Here is a 17,944-nt window from a genome sequence, read left to right as displayed (position 1 = left end):
ACCTTTAAAGCGAGCCTCAACGCGAATTGATTGGTTATTATCCTGGTAAATAAGGATATGATCATTACTCATGCTTCAATCTCTTTAATTATTTCATCTATATCAGCACGAAGTGTGTTTATTTTTTTTACCGTTTCGGCAATGTTAGCATTAAGCTGTTTGATATCAATCACTTCACGGGTATCTTCGGCTTCGACATACGAACTGACCGCTAAATTATAATCATTGTCGGCAATGGTTTGATTATCAACCGATTTGGCAAAATATTCGATATCTTGCTTGCTAGCAAATACTTGCATAATTTGTTGAATATGTTCATCAGTGAGCACACTATTATTGGTCTCTTTTTTAAACAGTTTGCTGGCATCAATAAATTGTGTCGTTTTGACGGTTTTATTTTTAGCAAGCACCAGAATATTAACCGCAATCGAGGTGCCATAAAATAAGTTGGGTGCGAGCGATATTACGGTTTCAACATAATGATTGTCGACCAAATATTTGCGAATTTTTTGTTCTGCACCGCCACGATAAAAGATCCCCGGAAAGGTAACAATTGCCGCACGACCGCGATCGGACAGGTAACTTAATGCATGCATAATAAAGGCAAAATCAGCTTTCGATTTGGGTGCCAGCACACCGGCAGGTGCGTATCGGTCATCATTGATTAAGGTTGGATCATCACTGCCAATCCATTTAATTGAATAAGGTGGATTAGAAACAATGGCATCAAATGGCTTTTCGTCGCCAAATTTTGGATTAAGTAGCGTGTCCCCTAAGGCAATTTCAAATTTATCATAGTTGATATTGTGTAAAAACATATTCATTCGAGCAAGGTTATAGGTGGTATGATTAATCTCTTGACCGAAGAATCCATCCTCAATAATATGTTCGTCAAATTGTTTTTTCGCCTGTAACAATAAAGAGCCCGATCCTGCTGCCGGATCATAGATTTTATTGACCTTTTTTTGATTATGTAAGGCGAGTTGTGAGATCAGCCTGGACACATTCGGCGGGGTAAAAAACTCGCCTCCCGATTTACCGGCGTTCGAGGCATAATTAGAAATCAAATACTCATAAGCATCGCCAAACAGATCGATTTTATGGTCTGCAAAATCGCCAAAATCAAGCTCGGCCACCCCATTAAGTACTGCAGCTAACCGTTTGTTTTTATCGGCAACCGTATTACCTAATCGGTTACTAGTGGTATCAAAATCGGCAAATAATCCTTTAATATCACTTTCTGAAGGATAGCCAATAGCTGAGCTTTCAATCGCATTAAAAATATTAGCCAAGTCAGTATTTAAACTTGGATTGGTATTAGCTTCCGCTACAATTTTACAAAATAGTTGGCTAGGATAAATAAAATAGCCTTTGGTTTTTATTGCGTCTTTTTTAATTTCATCGGTAATAACATCATCCGGTAATGCGCTGTAGTCGATACTCTCATCGCCAGCTTGAATATAATTGGCAAAATTCTCACTAATAAAGCGATAAAACAAAGAACCAAGTACATACTGTTTAAAATCCCAACCATCGACCGCACCACGGACTTCGTCGGCAATTTTCCATATTTGGCGTTGTAGTTGATCGCGTTGTTGCGTTTCGGTAATTGATTTAGCGTTATTAGATGTCATATTTTTCAAAATTCCTAAATAAAAATAGGTGCTGCCTAATTAGAAGGTAACTAATTTTTACTTCCATATTAGCCATTTTATAGCTACCTGTTATAGGTGTTATAGCATAGCTGATTTGTTGTTATTTTTCCATCTGGGGCGTTTATTAAAAACTCAGCCAATGGGTATTTTAAATTTTAAACTTGGGAAATATTAAGAAATAACAAAGCAACAAAATCTAAAAACAAAAACCCTTTTTTTAGCTGTATTTTAAAAGTTAATAAAATCAATAGATTAAATTTATCTCTAAAAAAAGGGTTTTTAAAAACTAAATACCTATTTGCCTTTTTACATACTATATTGATAGTATATTAGCTTCTAGTTCACTGCCGTGTAGGCAGTTTAGAAACAGCTAACATATTAACGGTTGGTATTGGCTCTGTTCACTGCCGTGTAGGCAGTTTAGAAAACTGTCCTCAAGGTCTCAATCACATGCTCGACGTTCACTGCCGTGTAGGCAGTTTAGAAATAGTACATGTTTTTTATCAGTGATACAGTTGAGTTCACTGCCGTGTAGGCAGTTTAGAAATGCATCACTAACACAGCCAAATAACGAGCCTCGTTCACTGCCGTGTAGGCAGTTTAGAAAATGATTAACTCACCAGAAACGAGCTTTTCTTTGTTCACTGCCGTGTAGGCAGTTTAGAAATATAAGGGGGTGGGAGCACGCTCCCACTTAAAGTTCACTGCCGTGTAGGCAGTTTAGAAAGACAAACAAAGCAGTTGAGCGGTGGAGCAAACGTTCACTGCCGTGTAGGCAGTTTAGAAATAATTAGTGGCTTTTTTATGTAAATTAATTGTGTTCACTGCCGTGTAGGCAGTTTAGAAAATTTCATGCTTGATTTTTGCCGTATTCGCTCCGTTCACTGCCGTGTAGGCAGTTTAGAAAATATTTCAAATCAATTGAACTTGCAGCGGGACGTTCACTGCCGTGTAGGCAGTTTAGAAAAAGAAAGAGGGGTAATTGATGAGAATAACGTCGTTCACTGCCGTGTAGGCAGTTTAGAAAGTAATTAAAATAGCTTTCTCAATTGCTTTATTGTTCACTGCCGTGTAGGCAGTTTAGAAAGCATGTGGGCAACATTAACGGATATATCGAAAGTTCACTGCCGTGTAGGCAGTTTAGAAATGATTTCGCACTAAAATTATTTGGAAGAAGATGTTCACTGCCGTGTAGGCAGTTTAGAAATCGCCGGTCCAATAATCAAGACCAATAGGATCGTTCACTGCCGTGTAGGCAGTTTAGAAATTACTGGCATTAGAATTGCTATTGCTTCTTGATGTTCACTGCCGTGTAGGCAGTTTAGAAATGAACCGCCGAATACGTCAACTATTGTCCAACGTTCACTGCCGTGTAGGCAGTTTAGAAAAATAAAAGACCCAGACAACATTAATTGGACCGGTTCACTGCCGTGTAGGCAGTTTAGAAACTCGACATCTTGAGCATTAAAAACATAATACGGTTCACTGCCGTGTAGGCAGTTTAGAAAATATAAGGGTAGGCGTTATAAATTGGGTGCTAGTTCACTGCCGTGTAGGCAGTTTAGAAAATTTCCGCTTTAATCTGCTTTGCCACCATTTGGTTCACTGCCGTGTAGGCAGTTTAGAAAGCGGCACGTCGGCGAGTGTTACGCTGTGTATAGTTCACTGCCGTGTAGGCAGTTTAGAAACACAGGATGAAAAAAGAGATTTTCTAAATCATGTTCACTGCCGTGTAGGCAGTTTAGAAAAAACCATTTTTATTTATTTTTTTAATATTACTGTTCACTGCCGTGTAGGCAGTTTAGAAATATCAACAACGTGCCCACCAGCAACACGTTGCGTTCACTGCCGTGTAGGCAGTTTAGAAAAGTCTGATTATAAAAAAGCAGTACAAAATAATGTTCACTGCCGTGTAGGCAGTTTAGAAAGCAACAAATAGCTCATTTAATTCTACGCTATTGTTCACTGCCGTGTAGGCAGTTTAGAAAAAAGGAAATCGTAGATCGATCCTTGTTAAAATATTAGACAGTATCTACCTATAACAGATAAGTGCCCTATCGGGCGTTAATTTTGTTTTTTATGTTTATTACTGCAATTTTTTAAATTACTGTAAAAAATGCGAGGGATTTCTATAGGTTTTAAATCCTGTTGTTATTATTTTAAAAAATGTTTTTATGTTATGAATTTCCATAATCAACGAGCTTTCCTGTTTTTTCATCACGCACACACCATTGCAAACGGTGATCCTCGCCAAAATATTAGACAGTGCCCACCTCTATCATTTTTTCGTTTTGGTAATATTGTTGTTCATATTGCTGCGGTGATACCTAGCCATTGGCTGAATGACGGCGTATCCGATTATAATAGATTTCAATATATTCAAATAGTGCTTTATTAGCCTGCTTCCTCGTTTTGTAGTAACAGTCATGAATAATATGTGTTTTGAGTGTATGAAAAAAACTCTCAACAACCGCATTATCAAAGCAGTTGCCTCTTCGACTCATGCTTTGCCTTAGCCCATATTGTAACAATAATTGCTTGAAATCAGCACTGCAATATTGGCTTCCTTGGTCACTATGAATGAGTACATTTTTAGGAAATGTGACGCCGAAATAAAGCTTGTTTTAATGTATTACACACTAAATGGCGGTCTATGTAGAGACTCGTTTGCCTAGCAATCACTTTTCGTCCATATAAATCGATAATCACCGACAAATATAACCAACCTTCACCCGTTTTAATATAAGTAATATCGGTTACCCATGTTTTATTAGGCTTATCAGGGTTAAATTGCCTATCTAACGTGTTGGGCACAATATTGCGATGAGCCGTGTCTGTTTTATACTTGAATTTACGTGCTGCTTTACTATGCAATCTTAAACTAGGTAATCCCCATTGTTACAAAACACGGCTAATTGTCCTTTCTGAAACTTGATAGCCCGCTTCCCTTGCATCATGAAGCAGGCTTGGCGCACCCAAACGAGCTTTATGTTGCCAATACTGCTTTTGGATATACTCGCTGAGTTTAGCTGATTTGTTTGCTTTTTTTAACCAAGCATAATAACCCGATGAACTGACACCAAGTAATGAGCATATCCTAGTAACGGGATAGCAGGTTAAATGATTTTTCATATAAGCGTACTTCATCGACTTGGATTGTTGATGAAGTACACATGCGCCTTTTTTAGTATATCATTAGCCATTTTCAGTTCTTTAATCTCTTTTTCTAACGCCATAATCCGCTGTTGCTCAGCGGTTAACTCTCGACGGCTGGTTTTATTCGGGGAAAGTTGCCTAATCCATTTATCTAGGGTTGATTTACCCACACCTAGATGGTTGGCAAGTTCGCTGATAGAAAGGTGTGCATTAGATAACGCATAATCCACTGATTGTTGTTTGAATTCGATACTAAATTTTTTGACCATAATATTTGTCTCCTATGATTTTTGTTTATATCATAGAGGTGACTTTTGTCCACTTTTTTGGCGAGGATCACGGCTATCTAATAGGGCTTGCTGTATGTTAGGGGGATAGTCAGCTAAGGTGGTTTCTTTAGGGATCGGTTTGCCCACTTTACCAGCTTGGCGTATAACTTTTGGCCATCGAGGTTGCCAACACAGGCATTCCGAAATAAAGTAGCCGATAGTGTAAAACGGTAATAAAATTAAAAATACAGGAATAAGCAGTAAATACACCCATGCCGTTGGGGCATTTTTAGCTGCATGAATCATGGGCTTTATATGCCCCTTAAAGCCATGAAAAGGCATGGGTAAATGGGTGCTTAGGCGTGGTTTTGGCAAGTTTTCGGGGCCGTGCTCCATATACCGGAGAATAAATTCCCATTCGTCTTTATAATCTTGGGCATTATAAGTATTTTTGCCAATGCCGACTGATTGAGCAACCGGAAAGCCAGTTTTATATGGGGGAAAGGTCATTAGGTTAACCATATTGGTGCCACCCATATCTCAGCCAGTTTCGCCGAAGTTAGCAGGCATAATATGTTCCCACTTAAATACCACTGTGCCACCACAATATTTAGGGCGCTGAATATACACTTGCCTTGTAATTCGATTAAATCGTACCCGAATATGGCGGATGGTAAATAGTTCAAAGCGGTAAATATAGCGGAAATAGCGGATACATAAATATGTTAATAAAATAACTACAATTGAGTGAGATGTAATTGAAAATATACCTGATATGATATTATCACTCTCATGATTATACAATTTCAGTAGAGTATCTAATCCCAAGTATCCACTGAAACAAGGAATCAAAAATATAAGTTACAGGTCTGATTTTTTTAGATTTTTTACATAAATGTAGTGCGTTCCTGAAAGTTTTTAACAAAAATGGCGGATTTGTTTGTTTTTTTGATACGGTAAAAAGGCTGAAATATTGGCCTTGCGGTGTTGTTAGACTTTTTTACTTTTTTATTTAAATCAATTTGTTATGGATTTAAAACGGTATAGACTCCTGAATATTTTTTACAAAATAACCGGTCAAATAAACCAATAAATCGCCCCACTTGATGTGAGGATGCTGTTTTTTTATTGTTTGGCTAGCTTTTTATAACTTAAAGATTAAAAACTCAAAACTTGGTTTTTTAGCGGATTATTTTAATCATGAAGGGTAAACAAGTTGGTGCTTTCCTAAATTTTATGCTAACTAACAAATAAAGTTAAACTAAAGTGTAATAAGGTTTACACTTTAGCTAGGTTTATTATTTATGTCTTGCTTTTAAAATACCAATGACATCTTGCAGTGACAGATTTTGATCTTGAAGTAAAACTAAAAGATGATAAACCAAATCAGCAGATTCATTTTTTAATTCTTCGCGATCATGTACGGTTGCTGCTAGTGCTGTTTCAACACCTTCCTCGCCAACTTTCTGAGCAATACGTTTGGTGCCATCATGATAGAGTTTAGCGGTATATGATGATTTAGGATCAGCATTTTTGCGCCCTGCAATTAACTGTTCTAATTCAAATAAAAATCCCCATTGGGTTTTAGTCGAAGCAAAACAACTTGTTGAGCCGGTATGGCAAGTTGGGCCAACTGGATCAACTAAAATCAGCAAAGTATCATTATCACAATCGGTTGAAATACTCATCACATTTAAAAAGTTACCAGACGTTTCGCCTTTAGTCCAAAGGCGTTGTTTGGTACGTGAATAAAATGTCACTTTACCGCTATTTTGCGTTTGTGCTAATGCCTCTTGATTCATATAGCCTAGCATTAACACATCACCCGAAACATAATGCTGAATAATCACCGGCATTAGATTGTTTACTTTTTGCCAATCCAGTCGTTGCAAATCTAGTTGTTGTGAATTTAATTGCTGTAAATCTAATTTTGTATCGCAATTTTGAGTTAACATAATCGAATTTCTACTCCATGTTCAGCCAAATACTGTTTAAGTTCACCAATATTGATAATTTGCTTATGAAATACCGAAGCGGCTAATGCACCATCAACTTGTGCTTCATTAAATGCCTGTAAAAAATGCTCAATACTACCAGCACCGCCTGAGGCAATCAGTGGCACGTTGCATACTTCTCGAACGGCGTTTAGTTGAATAATATCATATCCATTACGAACGCCGTCTTGGTTCATCATATTAAGGACAATTTCGCCCGCACCACGCTTTTGTACTTCTTTAACCCAATCAAGCGTGTTCCATTTTGTGGCAACGGTACGTTTTTCGTCGCCAGTAAATTGATAAACATGATAATTGTGTGATTGTCTGTCATACCAGCTATCAATGCCAACTACAATGCATTGTACTCCGTAACGATCTGCAAGCCGTGTAATTAAACTAGGATCAGCAAGTGCAGGGGAGTTAATTGAAATTTTATCAGCACCAAATGAGAGTATTTGCCCAGCATCTTCAATTGTTTTAATTCCACCAGCGACACAAAAAGGGATATCAATCACTTCGGCAACTTTTGCGATCCAACTTTTATCGACAACACGGCCATCTGACGAAGCGGTAATATCATAAAAAACCAGCTCATCAGCGCCTTCTTCAGCATACCTTTTTGCTAAGGGGACTATGTCTCCAATAATTTCATGATTACGAAATTGTACGCCTTTAACCACTTGACCATTACGAACATCTAAACAAGGAATTATCCTTTTTGCCAACATGAAATCGCCTCCTGAACAGTAAATTTACCTTCAAGCAGTGCTCGCCCGACAATTACGCCTGCAACACCACTATCTTTAAGCGCTTTAATATCGTCTAACTGGCCAATTCCGCCAGAAGCTTGAAAAGCGATTTGTGGGTATTTTTGACTGATTCCCTGATACAACTTAACGTTTGAACCGCTAAGCGTACCATCTTTCGAAATATCAGTACAAAGTACATGTTTCAATCCATAAGGCAGATAGCTATCAATTACGCATTCCAATGTCTGTTTTGAGTCTTCTTGCCAACCGTGGATAGCGACGTACTTGTTTCCTTTAGAATCAATTCGTACATCAAGCGCTAATACCAATTTTTCAGCACCATATTTTGTAAACCACTGCTTAACAATTTCAGGTTGTTTAATGGCGGTTGAACCAATCACCACACGCGCAGCACCTGCGGATAATAACGCATCAACGTCATTTTGGGTACGAATACCACCACCAACCTGCACAGGGATTTGAACGCCACTAATAAGTGATTGTATTAACGAAATTTGCCTAGCATTAGGATCTTTCGCACCTGTTAAATCCACCAAGTGCAACAGTTTAGCGCCTTGCTTTTGGTAATCTTGTAAACGTAAAAGAGGATCGTTACCATAATCACGTTTTTGTCCATAATCGCCTTGATGTAATCGCACCACATTGCCATCAATTAAATCAAGAGCAGGAATGATGGTTGGAAAAGTTGTCATAGTTACATCTCCAAAAAGTTTTTTAGCAATTTTGCACCGGCCAAGCCAGAACGCTCGGGATGAAATTGCACGCCGTAAAAGTTGTCTTTTTGCACGGCTGCGGTAAAGCTTTCGCCGTAACTGGTTTCTGCTATTGTTGCTGAGCATAGTGGCATCGCGTATCCATGTACAAAGTAAAAATAAGCACCATCAGGAATATCTCGAAAAAGATGATGTCCAGCTTTTGGGTAGACCTGATTCCAGCCCATATGGGGTAGTGGTAATCCACAATCAGGAATTTCAATCACTTTTTCATTAATTATACCAAGTGTATGCACATGTCCTTCATTACTATAATCGGCTAAAAGTTGCATACCAAGGCAGATCCCTAATACTGGTTGAGTACAAACTCTTATCAGTTCAATTAAATTGCGCTCTTCTAATTTTTGCATTGCAGATGAAGCCGATCCGACACCCGGCAAAAATAACTTGTCTGAATTCAATACCACATCAGGATCAAGACTAATGATGGGTTGATAACCAAGCCTTTCTATTGCATATTTCACCGATGAAAGATTGGCGCAACCAGTATCTAAAATGACAATATTCATTTATAGCACTCCTTTTGAGCTAGGTAGTCGATCACTTTCAATTTTAATTGCTTGTTTTAAAGTACGAGCAAAAGCCTTAAACAGACTTTCTACTTTATGATGATCATTATCACCTGTGGTTTCAATATGCAAGGTAATTGCCATTGCATAGCTGATTGAATAAAAAAAGTGCTCAACCATTTGCGTGCTCATATCGCCCACTTTCTGGTGAGTAAACTGAGCCGAAAATTTAAGATAAGGACGACCTGAAATATCCATTGCACATTTTGCTAAACACTCATCCATCGGAATAACAGAGGCATAGCGAGTAATACCACGCTTATCACCGAGCGCTATTTTTAAAGCCTCGCCCAAGACAAGCCCAGTATCTTCGATAGTATGATGATCATCAATATGCAAATCGCCATCAACTTGAATATTGAGCTTAATACCGCCATGAGTCGCAATTTGATCAAGCATATGATCAAAAAAACCGATCCCGGTATTGATATGACTATCACCTTGGCGATCAAGCCACACTTCAACTTGTATTTTTGTTTCTTTGGTATTGCGTTCAACTTTTGCATAACGATCTTTAGTGGTTAATCGTTGGGCGATTTCGCTCCAATTTAAATTTTCAGGATGATAGCGTAATCCTTGGATTTGCATGTTTTCAGCCAATTGAATATCTGTGACCCTGTCACCAATAACATAACTGTTTTGTTTATCTAATTTACCACTAGTAAGATATGGCAAAACTAATTGGATTTTCGGCTTACGACACTCACAATTATCTTCTGGAAAGTGTGGGCAAATTAAGACATCCTCAAAATTAACCCCTTGTGATTTAAAAATCTGCATCATCAAATTATGCGGACCATCAAAATCGGCTTGCGGATAACTACTTGTACCAAGTCCATCTTGATTGGTCACCATCACCAACTTATAACCAACAGCTTGCAATTTAAGAAGCGCAGGGATCACATTTGGCTCAAAAGCCAGCTTATCAAAACGATCAACTTGAAAGTCAACGGGCGGTTCGGTAATTAATGTACCGTCTCGATCAATAAATAAGTATTTTTGTAACATATTTACTCCTATCTTATTGCTTTGAGTGCAGAAAGAACCGCTTCGCACTCAGCTTGGGTACCAATGGTGATTCGAATCATATTATCTTGCCCAATCGATTTGCTTTGATCGCGTAAAATAATGCCTTTATGCCATAAAGTCTCAAATACTGCTTTATGGTCTTGAAATTTCACGCATAAATAGTTTGAAGAACTTGGATAGACTTTTTCAACAATCGGTAATTGCGCTAGCAAACTGGCAAATTTTTCTTTTTGTTTATTTAAATTAATGACATGCAACTTCATAGTATTAATACCCTCTTTACTCAGCGCTTGAGCTGCAATATCGGCAACAGGCGTCGCAAGAGGATAGGGGGCAATCACTTTTTGTAATGCATCAATAACGGGTTTATTTGCGATGGTAAAGCCACAACGTAATCCAGCCAAAGCAAAGGCTTTTGATAGCGTACGTAAAACCACTAAATGCGGATAATCAGCAAGCCAGCTCACGACCGTTGAGTCAGGAGAAAACTCAATATAAGCCTCATCAATCACAACTAAAGCACGATTCTTAGCAATCTTGAGCAAAGTCTTAATATCTTCAGGATTAATCAAGTTACCTGTTGGATTATTTGGTGAACAAACATAAATCAGCTTAACACCGTCAAGATTTTGCTCAATACTTTCAAGATCGAGCTGCCAATCGGGTGTAGTCGGCACTGTTTTGGTTTTTATCCCTAACGTTTCTGCACTCACCTGATACATACCATAAGTCGGAGGGCAGTATAAAATGCTATCTTTTTCAGGCTCGCAAAATGCACGCATTAATAGCTCAATAGCCTCATCCGCTCCACGGCTAACAATTAACTGATCGGCTTGCACGCCTGCATATTGAGCATAACGCTTAATTACTTTTTCAGGCTGTGGTTCTGGATAACGGTTTAACGTTTGCTCGGACAACTCAAAATGTGGAGCAACGGGATACTCGTTAGCATTCAGCCACACATCGCCTTGACCACCAATACGGCGAGCAGATTGATAAGGCGTTAATTGCTGAACATTTTTTCGAACTAATTGATTGATATCCATTTAAGCCACCTATTTTTGATTTATTGAATTTAATACCGCAAGCCTAAGGCTAACCGCCTGTTTGTGGGCAGTGAGTTGTTCTGCTTCTGCCATCAACTCAACCGCATGACCAATGGCTTTTAAACCTTCTGGTGTTAATTTTTGCACTGTCATACGTTTTTGAAAATCAGCAAGCCCAAGGCTAGAATATGTGGCTGTATAACCATAAGTTGGTAATACATGATTGGTTCCTGAAGCATAATCACCTGCTGACTCCGGTGACCAATCACCCAAGAAGATCGAGCCAGCACTAGTAATTTGTTCAACTAATTCATCCGCATTCGTAGTTTGAATAATTAAGTGTTCGGGACCATAGCGATTGCTAATAGCAACACATTCATCCAAATCTTTAGTTACAATGAGGCGACTTTCTTGTAATGCTTTTTTAGCGATATTTTGGCGCGATAGTTGCGTAAGTTGCTTATCGACTTCAATCGATACTGCTTGTGCTATTTTTTCATCAGGTGTTAACAAAATAACTTGTGAATCAGGACCATGTTCAGCTTGCGACAAAAGATCGGCAGCAATAAAAGCAGGATTTGCTGAACTATCTGCAATCACTAACACTTCAGACGGACCAGCTGGCATATCAATGGCTGCGCCATCAAGTCGCTGACTGACTTGTCGTTTAGCCTCGGTAACGTAGGCATTTCCAGGACCAAAAATCTTATCGACTTTAGGAACCGACTCGGTACCTAGTGCCATTGCACCAATGGCTTGCGCACCGCCTAATTGATAAACCTCGCTAACACCACACAACTGTGCGGCATATAAAATCTCATCAGCAATGGGCGGTGGCGAACATAAAATAACTTGACGACAACCCGCAATTTTAGCTGGTGTTGCAAGCATTAACACAGTAGATAATAAAGGGGCTGAACCGCCTGGAATATAAAGCCCAACCGAATCAATAGGGCGAGTAACTAACTGGCATTTTACGCCTGCCATTGTTTCAACCGTAATAGATTGATAGGCTTGTGCTTGGTGGAATTTTTCAATGTTGGCAACCGCTAATTGCATGGCTTGTTTTAATTCAGGATTAACACGATTTGCGGCGGCTTTTATGTCTTCTTTTGTAAGCTTTATTTGCTCAATTTGGACTTTATCAAATTTGTTACTTAATGCTTTTAGAGCCTCATCGCCGTGCTGCTTTACTTGTGCCAAAATATCGGCTACTGCCTTGCTAATCGAATCTGAAGCATTAATTGCTGGGCGAGTCAGTAGTTTCTTTCGTTGAACGTCAGTACATTGTTGCCAATAAGAAAGTTTCATCTTATTACTCCATCATTTTTTCAATTGGTAATACAAGAATTGAACTTGCGCCTAATGTTTTTAATTTTTCCATGGTTTCCCAAAAAAGCGATTCACTACTCACCATATGTAGCGCAACACGATTTTGCTCGCCAGTGAGTGGCAAAATGGTTGGGTTTTCGGCACCCGGCAATAGCGCAACAATATCATCTAACACCTCGGTAGGGGCATGGAGCATAATATATTTGGACTCACGAGCCTGAATAACGCCTTGAATGCGTGTCATAATTTTATCGATTAACGCCTGTTTTATTGGCGACATTTCACCTTGACGTTGAATTAAGCAGGCTTTTGATTTATAGATAACTTCGATCTCTTTTAGTCCATTGGCCTCAAGTGTTGCACCACTCGAAACCAAATCACAAATTACATCGGCAAGCCCAGCCCGAGGGGCAACCTCGACCGAACCATTCAGCAAACAGGTTTTAAAGTTAACATTATATTGAGCAAGATAACGGCGGAGCAGGTGAGGGTAAGTGGTAGCAATACGTAAATCATTTAAACATTCTGGTCCTGTATACTCAAAATCACGAGGTGCTGCGATCGACAACCGACAGCCACCAAAATCTAAACTGCGCAATTTTTTAAATTGTGGGTTTTCGCCTTCGGCTTGCCTATCTAATACTTCCTCCTCTAAAACATTTTCGCCGACAATCCCAATATCGACAACACCATCAATAACCAATCCGGGGATATCATCATCACGAACACGCAAAATATCAATTGGCATATTTTCGGCAAAAGCGATCAAACGCTGTTCTTGAAGATTAATTTTAATACCACATTGAGCAAGTAATTTTTTTGATTCGTCACTTAATCGACCTGACTTTTGCATTGCAATGCGTAAACGCGAATTATCCAACATATCTTTCTCCAAAGTTATCTAAAAATTTATAAACCACAAACAAAAAACCCTCGGAAGTTTGATCTTCCGAGGGTTCTCTGCTTGCTTTTGCGATATCACCGGAAGATCAAAGTCTTCCAGCACCAATCGCCCGAAGACTATTCAGGAATGATGGTGATGATGATGTGTACTAATAACATCTGTATTAACAAAAGTAGTAACAAAACCGCAAAAACAATTCATAAAAATAAAAAACCTTTAACTGAGTTGATAATTAAAGCTACTGAACAAAATATAACAGAATTTATTTGCTCGCAACTTTTTTTTGATTTTTTATTCAAAAATAGCTTGCATAATTAGCTCAATAATTTCAACATAACTTTAAAACTAGGCAATTTTGACGCTTAATTTATTGATTTGTTAATTCTATCTATATTTGGAAGTAGTTAGAAATTATTTCTGCTTAATCGGAATCGCTATAACAAAAATAGCAGCGCGACTAATTAGTCGCACCGTTATTGCTTATATTATTGTTAGTGTCGTTGAATTGATTTAAATTGTTTTGTAGTTTGTTTTAGTGCTACTTCTGTTGGTAAGCGCTCCATTGAGCTTGCCCCATAAAATCCATTACAATCAGGGCAATTATTTAAAATATATTCGGCATCTTCAGGAGTGGCAATAGGGCCACCATGGCATAAAATAATAATATCAGGGCGAATTGCTTTAGCTGCTTTGGCCCATTGATTGATTAATGGTACACAATCTGCAAGTTTTAATGCCGTTTCTGCCCCAATGCTGCCACCTGTTGTTAGTCCCATATGAGGTACTAAAATATCAGCACCCGCTTTAGCCATATCGATTGCATTTTGTTCACTAAATACGTAAGGTGTTGTAAGTAGATCTTTTTCATGTGCTTTACGAATCATTTCCACTTCTAAGTCGTATCCCATGCCTGTTTCTTCTAGATTTGCTCTAAAATTGCCATCAATAAGCCCTACAGTTGGAAAGTTTTGTACACCAGCAAATCCTGTTTCTTTAATTTTATCTAAAAATTGGTCAAACTGGCAAAATGGATCAGTACCGTTTACACCTGCTAGCACTGGTGTGTGTTTGACTACAGGTAATACTTCTTTTGCCATATCCATAACAATTTCGTTAGCATTGCCATAAGCTAGTAATCCTGCTAATGAACCTCTACCTGCCATACGGTAACGTCCTGAATTATAGATAACAATAAGATCGATTCCACAGGCTTCTTCACATTTTGCTGATAATCCTGTCCCAGCACCACCACCAATAATTGATTGACCTTTATTAATCATATCGTGGAATTTTTTTAACAATTGAGCACGTTGACTACTCATTATATTCTCCAAATATTTATTTCATTACATTTGCAAATTCGTTGATGATTAGATCACAAAACTCTGCTGAATTTATGTGATAAGGGGTTTTTATTAACTTTCTTTTGTCAGTTTGAATAAAAGTTTTTTCAAACTCATCAATAAATGCTTGATTAGCTTGTGGTAACCAAAAAGCTCCACCTTCAATATCTAACGCTGAAAACCCACCTTCTGGAATAATAAAAGTCACATAACCTAGGCATTGGTTAAGTTTATTTGCGATCCAATTAGCCATTTTTTTGTTTTCTTCTGGCGTTGTTCGCATTAAAGTCACTTGGGGATTATGTGGATAGAATAAACGATCTTTATATTTTTCAGGAATTGTATCAGGGCTTGCAAAATTAACCATATCCAGTGCACCACATGAACCAATATAAGGTATTTTGCTTCTAGCTATTGCACCAAAACGGTCTTCATTACAAGCTAAAACTCCGCCGAAAAGATAATCACATACTTCGGTTGTTGTGATATCAAGGACCCCATGTAATAGGTGACTGTCGGCAAGCTTTTCCATGGCTTTACCGCCACTACCTGTTGCATGAAAAACCAAACAGTCATATTGTTTATGTAATTTTGCTGATACGGATTGAACACACTTTGTTGTGACACCAAACATTGTCAAGCCAATTGCAGGTTTATCTTCAATCATATCTTGGCTTTTAAAAAGAACCGAACCTGCAATAAAGTTTGCAGCATTGGTTAAAACTTTTCTAGATATGACATTAATACCTGCAATATCTGTAACTGAGTACATCATTGCAATATCACTTGCACCAATATAACCAGAAATATCGCCTGATGCCATTGTTGATACCATCAGTTTAGGAACTCCAACAGCTAGTGATTGCATAGCCGGAGTAATTAAGGCTGTTCCACCTGAACCACCTAACCCTAGTATGGCTTCTACATCATTTTGAGCTATCAAAAATAATTTAAATGCATCAGCCATTGCAACAATTGCTTTACCTCTGTCTCCACAAAAAACAGCTTGTTTACCATTTGGATGGTAATTAGCAACAGTTTCAGCTTCAATCGTTGCTAAATGATTAAATTGATGAGGTTGTGTAGAAATATCAACGATTTTACAATTAAGATTTCTTAAATTTAGGAGGTTTTTGATATAAATGATTTCTTCCCCTTTAGTGTCTAATGTTGTGACCAAATAAATTGTACTAGGTGATGTCATTTATTACTCCTAACTAAGTTAATTTGGTGAGTATTTATAACCAAAGAGTGGTTAATTGTTAAACATTATATATCAAAATGAGAATGAAGTCTCATTTATTTATTAAATGATAAATTTTAACTAATTTATTAAATATGATGTATCATATCCATAATTAATAAAAATTGAATATATGCCCAATGATTCAAAATAATTTAATCTCTTCTTCAACATATGCAGGCGTAAAAAAGCGGACTTATGAACGTTTAATTAATACTGCATTAGAAGCATTAGAACAAGGGTATGAACTTACTATAACTGAATTAGCTGATAAATCAGGTATTTCAAGAGCAACAGCTTATCGTTATTTTCCTACACAAAGTGATTTAATTGCAGCTGTGGTGGCAAGCTCGTTAGGACCTATTTTTAGTTGGCATTCCCAAAAACAGAATGTAGAAGAACAACTTAATGATTTTTTAGCTTTTGCCTTTCCTCAAATGTTAAAACATGAAGGAGCGCTACGTGCTGCATTGAGGCTTTCATTACAACAATGGGCAACAGAACGAGCCTCATCATCATTGCAAACTAAAAAATTGGTTAGAGGTAATCGAAAAGAAATCCTTTCAACAATATTATTACCACTCAAAACTGAGTTACCTGATGAAATTTATAATCAAGTAATTTATTCTATTTCAATTATTTATGGATCAGAAATATTTATGGTGTTAAAAGATATTTGGAAATTGGATAATCAACAAATTATATCGTTAACGCAGTGGATAGCAAAAGCAGTAATTAACCAAGCTCGGCAAGATGCATTAAAAGTGTAATTGAATCCTAAAGTAATTTAGCATTAATTTTATACTGTTACGTTAAAATATTAATTATTGATAGATGAAGATTTTCACTGAGTTGCTTAATTATCTCCTTTTTCCTATACGCAAGCCTAATTTTTGCCAGTTAACACAGTCTTTACAGCATAAAATGATTAGTATTACTGGGATACTGAATTTGGGCAACGGTTAATGGCTTTTGTTGTTTTAGTACCTAATAGTAAATTAACCGAAACAGTATTATTGGGGTGGTTAAAGCCTCAAATTGCCCGTTATCAAATGCCGAAAAAGATCAATATTATTGATCAATTGCCCATGACAAAGATTGGTAAAGTTGATCGAAAACGACTAACTCAACTGTATTTGTCTTGTTAGCCATATTCTGTAATTTAATGATATTGAATTGGCTGTTTGTCGTTGACTAAAAGTAGACAGGTATTGCTTGATAATACGGCTTGCTGTAATCGTTGTTTGTCTTGTTCATTGAGATTGTTGATGCAAGCAACGATATAACTACAGGTTTGGCTTCGTAAAGCCTTTTCTATTGTCGATATTAGATTTTCATTTTTTAAATTACTTAAATGAACAACTTTTTGTTTGTCTAACCCAGCCGTATTGATCCATGAACGTTTTAACATTGGGCGTTCAGAAAGCCATAATTGCCATTTTTTGGCTTTATTAAGTGATTTTAATAAAGGGCGTTGTTGTTGTAACAGTTGTTGAAAAGGTGATTCAAAATGAATTGCCATAAGTTGTTGTGATGAATGTTCAATTAACATAATAACCTCAATACTGTGTCTATATACAGTGTATATTAATACAGTATTTAGGTGTTGTAAACTCTATTTATGATTATTTTTTGTATTATTTGTTAATTTAATCACTTTAAGATCGCAAATATTGGTACGATAAAATCCCTAAGAATGTCATTAAAACTGAGCCAATTACATGAATCAATATGGCTGCTAAGCCCCAAGATATTCGACCTTCTTGTAAAAAATTAACAATTTCGGCTGAAAAAGTTGAAAAGGTTGATAGCCCTCCACAAAAACCGGTTATCACAAGTAAACGCCATTCGGCAGAAA

At 37.5% G+C, this 17,944-nt stretch carries 15 protein-coding genes, 2 pseudogenes, 1 CRISPR repeat array and 1 other annotated feature; of the genes and pseudogenes, 2 read left to right on the top strand and 15 right to left on the bottom strand.

Translation table 11 applies throughout. From position 1 onward, the window contains the following. Window positions 1–68 precede the first annotated feature (68 nt). From GQ590_RS08890 to GQ590_RS08815, 13 genes and pseudogenes are all read right to left on the bottom strand, one after another. Window positions 69–1,634 carry a type I restriction-modification system subunit M gene (locus tag GQ590_RS08890; protein WP_160408451.1) on the bottom strand — a complete coding sequence of 522 codons (1,566 nt, stop codon included), beginning with the start codon at window positions 1,632–1,634 and terminating at the stop codon, window positions 69–71. Window positions 1,635–1,994: 360 nt separating this feature from the next. Further along, window positions 1,995–3,643: a CRISPR direct-repeat array (repeat unit 28 nt; unit sequence GTTCACTGCCGTGTAGGCAGTTTAGAAA). 342 nt (window positions 3,644–3,985) lie between these two features. After that, a pseudogene (locus GQ590_RS12485) lies at window positions 3,986–5,080 on the bottom strand (IS3 family transposase); the annotation flags it as partial. A gap of 30 nt (window positions 5,081–5,110) precedes the next feature. Beyond that, window positions 5,111–5,590 carry a hypothetical protein gene (locus GQ590_RS08865; RefSeq protein ID WP_160408459.1) on the bottom strand — a complete coding sequence of 160 codons (480 nt, stop codon included), beginning with the start codon at window positions 5,588–5,590 and terminating at the stop codon, window positions 5,111–5,113. 788 nt (window positions 5,591–6,378) lie between these two features. Continuing rightward, entirely contained in the window at window positions 6,379–7,035 is a 657-nt protein-coding gene (gene hisIE / locus GQ590_RS08860; RefSeq protein WP_160408460.1) for a bifunctional phosphoribosyl-AMP cyclohydrolase/phosphoribosyl-ATP diphosphatase HisIE, read from the bottom strand. After that, the gene (gene hisF, locus GQ590_RS08855; protein WP_160408463.1) at window positions 7,029–7,805 is read right to left on the bottom strand and encodes an imidazole glycerol phosphate synthase subunit HisF; all 777 of its coding nucleotides are present in this window, start codon (window positions 7,803–7,805) and stop codon (window positions 7,029–7,031) included. Before hisF ends, hisIE begins: the two co-directional genes overlap by 7 nt. Then, window positions 7,787–8,539, bottom strand: a complete 753-nt coding sequence (gene hisA / locus GQ590_RS08850) for a 1-(5-phosphoribosyl)-5-[(5-phosphoribosylamino)methylideneamino]imidazole-4-carboxamide isomerase (RefSeq protein ID WP_160408465.1) — start codon at window positions 8,537–8,539, stop codon at window positions 7,787–7,789. The genes hisF and hisA overlap by 19 nt, the downstream gene beginning before the upstream one ends. Window positions 8,540–8,541: 2 nt before the next feature. Then, on the bottom strand, window positions 8,542–9,129 hold the full coding sequence (gene hisH / locus GQ590_RS08845) for an imidazole glycerol phosphate synthase subunit HisH (protein WP_160408467.1): 588 nt from the start codon (window positions 9,127–9,129) through the stop codon (window positions 8,542–8,544). Next, window positions 9,130–10,197: a bifunctional histidinol-phosphatase/imidazoleglycerol-phosphate dehydratase HisB gene (gene hisB / locus GQ590_RS08840; protein ID WP_160408469.1), complete on the bottom strand. Its 1,068-nt coding sequence runs from the start codon at window positions 10,195–10,197 to the stop codon at window positions 9,130–9,132. A gap of 8 nt (window positions 10,198–10,205) precedes the next feature. Beyond that, window positions 10,206–11,264, bottom strand: a complete 1,059-nt coding sequence (hisC, locus tag GQ590_RS08835; RefSeq protein WP_160408471.1) for a histidinol-phosphate transaminase — start codon at window positions 11,262–11,264, stop codon at window positions 10,206–10,208. A gap of 9 nt (window positions 11,265–11,273) precedes the next feature. Further along, window positions 11,274–12,575 (bottom strand): histidinol dehydrogenase, encoded by a 1,302-nt coding sequence (hisD, locus tag GQ590_RS08830; RefSeq protein ID WP_160408472.1) that lies wholly within the window; start codon window positions 12,573–12,575, stop codon window positions 11,274–11,276. A gap of 4 nt (window positions 12,576–12,579) precedes the next feature. After that, window positions 12,580–13,479 (bottom strand): ATP phosphoribosyltransferase, encoded by a 900-nt coding sequence (gene hisG / locus GQ590_RS08825; RefSeq protein WP_160408474.1) that lies wholly within the window; start codon window positions 13,477–13,479, stop codon window positions 12,580–12,582. Between the two features lie 38 nt (window positions 13,480–13,517). Continuing rightward, window positions 13,518–13,642, bottom strand: a sequence feature (His leader region). Between the two features lie 349 nt (window positions 13,643–13,991). After that, a complete protein-coding gene (locus GQ590_RS08820; protein ID WP_368669145.1) occupies window positions 13,992–14,825 on the bottom strand; it encodes a phosphoenolpyruvate hydrolase family protein in 834 nt (277 codons plus the stop codon). 13 nt (window positions 14,826–14,838) lie between these two features. Next, entirely contained in the window at window positions 14,839–16,047 is a 1,209-nt protein-coding gene (locus tag GQ590_RS08815) for a Tm-1-like ATP-binding domain-containing protein (protein WP_160408478.1), read from the bottom strand. A gap of 179 nt (window positions 16,048–16,226) precedes the next feature. On the opposite strand from GQ590_RS08815, the gene GQ590_RS08810 reads away from it, so the two are divergent. Further along, the gene (locus GQ590_RS08810; RefSeq protein ID WP_160408480.1) at window positions 16,227–16,856 is read left to right on the top strand and encodes a TetR/AcrR family transcriptional regulator; all 630 of its coding nucleotides are present in this window, start codon (window positions 16,227–16,229) and stop codon (window positions 16,854–16,856) included. A 183-nt stretch (window positions 16,857–17,039) separates the two neighbouring features. Next, window positions 17,040–17,234, top strand: a pseudogene (locus tag GQ590_RS08805) (AMP-dependent synthetase); the annotation flags it as partial. Between the two features lie 14 nt (window positions 17,235–17,248). Here the strand turns inward: GQ590_RS08805 and GQ590_RS08800 are convergent. Both GQ590_RS08800 and GQ590_RS08795 read right to left on the bottom strand, forming a co-directional pair. Next, on the bottom strand, window positions 17,249–17,638 hold the full coding sequence (locus tag GQ590_RS08800) for a SulA-like leucine-rich domain-containing protein (RefSeq protein WP_160408484.1): 390 nt from the start codon (window positions 17,636–17,638) through the stop codon (window positions 17,249–17,251). Between the two features lie 106 nt (window positions 17,639–17,744). Next, the coding region (locus GQ590_RS08795) for a CrcB family protein (protein ID WP_202112946.1) at window positions 17,745–17,944 on the bottom strand (200 nt) is incomplete at its 5' end.

This window comes from Gilliamella sp. Lep-s35 (assembly GCF_009795845.1).
GTDB lineage: Bacteria > Pseudomonadota > Gammaproteobacteria > Enterobacterales > Orbaceae > Gilliamella.
The sequence above is the reverse complement of the archived record's forward strand: the minus strand, read 5'-3'. Positions and strand labels throughout refer to the sequence as shown.